Source organism: Polaromonas sp. P1_E3, from assembly GCF_056405935.1.
This window is the reverse complement of record NZ_JBFUBD010000272.1, coordinates 1-3,769: the sequence shown is the minus strand read 5'-3', so window position 1 is coordinate 3,769 and position 3,769 is coordinate 1. Positions and strand designations below refer to the sequence as shown.

Here is a 3,769-nt window from a genome sequence, read left to right as displayed (position 1 = left end):
GTGCGCAGGCCACACTGGGCGGCATGGCGGGCAACAACTCCTGCGGCAGCCGCAGCATTGCCTACGGCAACATGGTGCACAACGTGCTGGGCGCCAGGGCCTGGACATCCGACGGCGGCCTGCTGCAGCTCGGCGCCTACGCCGGCAGCAGCGGCAAGGCGCGCGAACTGGGCAACCACGTGCGGGCACTCGCCGAGGAGCTGCACCCCGCCATCAAGAAGCGCTGGCCCAAAGTCATGCGGCGCGTCGGTGGCTACAACCTGGACATTTTTGACCCGCAGAGCGAGCGCCCCTACACGCGGGATGGCGCGGTCAACCTGTCGCATCTGCTGATCGGCAGCGAAGGCACGCTGGCGCTGACCCGGTCGCTGACGCTTCAGCTGAGCGAGCTGCCCCGGGCCAAGGTGCTGGGCGTGGTGAACTTCCCGACGTTTTACCGCGCCATGGATGCGGCGCAGCACATCGTCCAGATTGGTGAAGGCGCGCTGACCGCGGTGGAGCTGGTAGACCGCACGATGATTGACCTGTCGCTGCAGAACCCGGCCTTTGCGCCGACGATTCGCACGGCATTGATCGGCGACCCGGCGGCCATTTTGCTGGTGGAATTTTCGGGTGCCAGCAAGGCCGAGCTGCTGCCCAGGCTCAAGCGCCTGGGCGAACTGATGGGCGACCTGCTGCTGCCCGATTCGGTGGTGGAAATGACCGAGGACGCGCCGCAAAAAAACCTGTGGGAGGTGCGCAAGGCCGGGCTCAACATCATGATGAGCCTCAAGGGCGACGGCAAGCCGGTGAGTTTTATCGAAGACTGYGCCGTGCCGCTGGTGCACCTGGCCGCCTACACCGACGCGCTGACTGAGGTTTTCCGCAAATACGGCAGCAAGGGCACCTGGTATGCCCATGCCTCCGTCGGCACGCTGCATGTGCGGCCCATCCTGGACATGCGGCGTGAAGRCGCACCCAAGATGCGCGCCATTGCCGAAGAAGCCTCGGAGCTGGTGCGCAAGTTCAAGGGCGCCTACAGCGGCGAGCACGGCGATGGCCTGTGCCGCGGCGAATGGATCAAGTGGCAGTTCGGCCCCGAGATTAACGAGGCCTTTGCCGCCATCAAGCAGTACATGGACCCGGCAGGCCTGCTGAGCCCCGGCCGCATGATCAACCCGCCCAAGATGGACGACACGCGGCTGATGCGGTTTCCGCCGGGGTACAAGGTCATCCCCCTCAAGACCGCGCTGGACTGGCGCGCCTGGGACGTACAGAACGACCCGGCCACCGAAAGGACCAGCGCGCCCGGCAGCGGCGGTGACCCGGCCCGCGGCTTTGCCAAGGCCGTGGAGATGTGCAACAACAACGGCCATTGCCGCAAGTTTGACGCCGGCACCATGTGCCCCAGCTACCGTGTGACACGCGACGAGCAGCACCTGACACGCGGACGCGCCAACACGCTGCGCCTGGCACTGAGCGGGCAGCTGGACGGCATGAAGGCCGAAGACGCCTTCACCAGCGAGGCCGTGAAGGACGCGCTGGACCTGTGCGTGGGCTGCAAGGGCTGCAAGCGCGACTGCCCCACCGGCGTCGACATGGCCAAAATGAAGGTGGAGTTCTTGCACCACTACAAGAACCGTCACGGCTACACGCTCAAAGACAAGATGGTGGCGTACCTGCCCGACTATGCCCACTGGGCCAGCCGGCTTGCGCCGCTGCTGAACCTGCGCGACAAGGTACCGGTGCTGGCGGCCTGGAGCGAAAAGTTCATGGGCCTGTCAGCCCGCCGCACGCTGCCGCAGTGGACGCATCACACCTTCTGGAAACGCCTGAACAGGCCCGGCGCAGCGCTGAAGGGACGCGTCACGACCGCCACGCGCGACGAAGTGCTGGCGGCCGCGCGGCCGGTGGTGCTGTTTGTGGACACCTTCAACGGCTACTTCGAATCGGAAAATGCGCTGGCCGCGCTCAAGGTGCTGCAGGCGGCCGGCTACACCGTGCATGTGGCAGCCAAAACCGTGGCCGACGGCAAGAGCCTGTGCTGCGGCCGCACCTACCTTGCGAGCGGCATGGTGGCCAAGGCCAAAGCCAAGGCGCGCGAGGTGGTGGAGGCCCTGCTGCCCTTTGCCGAAAAAGGCATTGCCATCGTCGGGCTGGAGCCCTCCTGCCTGCTGACGCTGCGCGACGAGATGCTGGTGATGGGCCTGGGCGAAGCCGCGCACACCATCAGCCGCCACGCATTGCTGCTGGAGGAGTTCCTGGCGCGTGAAGCAGCCGACGGCAAACTCGACAAGCTCAAGGGCCGGCTGAAAGCGGCAACCCAGCCCATCCTGCTGCACGGCCACTGCCACCAGAAGGCCTTTGGCGCGGTGAGCCCCATCATGGATGTGCTCAAGCTGATTCCCGGCGCAAAACCCGAGTTGATCGAGTCAAGCTGCTGCGGCATGGCCGGCAGCTTCGGCTATGAAGCCAGCCACTATGAGGTGTCGATGCAGATGGCCGAGCTCAGCCTGCTGCCGGCGGTGCGCAAGCAGCCCGGCGCGATTGTGGTGGCCGACGGCACCAGCTGCCGCCACCAGATCAGGGACGGCGCGCAGCGCGAGGCAATCCACGTGGCGGTGCTGCTGGCGCAGAAGCTGCGGGGCTGAGGGCGCCGCGCGGCAGGTTTTCAGGACCCTTGACGCTATACTTTTAATAGCTGCTTGCGCTCGCCCTTATTGGGCTACAGCCTGTTTTCCTGAATATTCAAGTGCAACGCACATCAGCCATGCAAACGCCTAGACATGCCCCACCACCATGGGCGCATGCCTGAGGTGAAGCGACAGGCCCAAGGCGGCCATGTGGTTGCCGTTGCGCCCGAGGATGGTTTCGGCCAGCGGGAGGAATTCTTCCTCTTCAAAACGCGCGTGTTTCAGGTAGGCCTGCACCAGCGCCTCCACTGCTTGCAGGTCCAGCTCGGCGGGCTGGTTTTTTGCCGCCGCTTTCACCGCCGGCTCGAGGTCATTCCAGATGGACTCGATCTTGCGGTGCTCGGCCACCAGGCGTTTGACCATGGCCCTGACCTTCTCGGCCTCTTCCCCCTTGGCGGCGCTGCGCAGCACTGCCGGGAACAATTCATTTTCTTCGTCGGCATGGTGGCCTGCCACCGCGTACTTGAAGAGGCTGAGTGTGCGCGAAGCGACGTTGTGCGCTTGCGCTGCCGTGGCCAGCAAGGCTGGCAGCTCGGCGAAAGCCTGTAGCTGGGAAGCAATGCCGAAGTGGCATTGCGAAAAACCGGCCAGCGGCATGCTGAGGTCAGCCTGGCCCATAGCGGCGGGAGGCGCGGGCAATTCCCCACTGTGGTAGCTGACGTGATGGATGCTCATGGATCTTCCCCTGGTTAACGGATGCCCCTGCCGGCCGGCCAACCCGGCAACAGCCGGGAACTGCCGGGAAGCCAATCGACACCGTGCAGCCAGTTTGACTATAGGGAGGCGATCAAGGGCGCTGTTGATCCACGTCAAGCAAGCTGCGGTTGCGCCAAAGCCCATGTCAGAATACGCGGAAATTTATTCCAACAGGGAGGGCTTGATGAACCATTTATGGACGCGCGTCTGTGCGCTGGCGGTTGTGTTGTCTTGCGGTGCCGCGCTGGCGCAGCCGATGTCAAAAGACGAAGCCGAAAAAATCTGGGCTGAGGCCCGCACGGCGGCCAAGGAAGGCCCGCAGGACATTCCCCTGGCCGACCAGGCGGTGCTGAAGCTGCCGGCCGGCCGCATTTTTGTGACGCAACCGCAGGCCGCCAGGC

At 64.8% G+C, this 3,769-nt stretch carries 2 protein-coding genes and 1 pseudogene; 2 read left to right on the top strand and 1 reads right to left on the bottom strand.

Annotation, left to right across the window (positions count from 1 at the left end; genetic code table 11):
* Positions 1 to 2,630, top strand: a 2,630-nt coding sequence (locus AC1D0Z_RS17600) for an FAD-binding and (Fe-S)-binding domain-containing protein (RefSeq protein ID WP_477659494.1), incomplete at its 5' end; no start/stop codon positions are given.
* A gap of 129 nt (positions 2,631 to 2,759) precedes the next feature.
* On the opposite strand, the gene AC1D0Z_RS17595 is transcribed toward AC1D0Z_RS17600, so the two are convergent.
* Positions 2,760 to 3,347 (bottom strand): hemerythrin domain-containing protein, encoded by a 588-nt coding sequence (locus AC1D0Z_RS17595; protein ID WP_477659493.1) that lies wholly within the window; start codon positions 3,345 to 3,347, stop codon positions 2,760 to 2,762.
* A gap of 205 nt (positions 3,348 to 3,552) precedes the next feature.
* Between AC1D0Z_RS17595 and AC1D0Z_RS17590 the strand changes: the two are divergent.
* A pseudogene (locus AC1D0Z_RS17590) lies at positions 3,553 to 3,769 on the top strand (DUF2167 domain-containing protein); the annotation flags it as partial.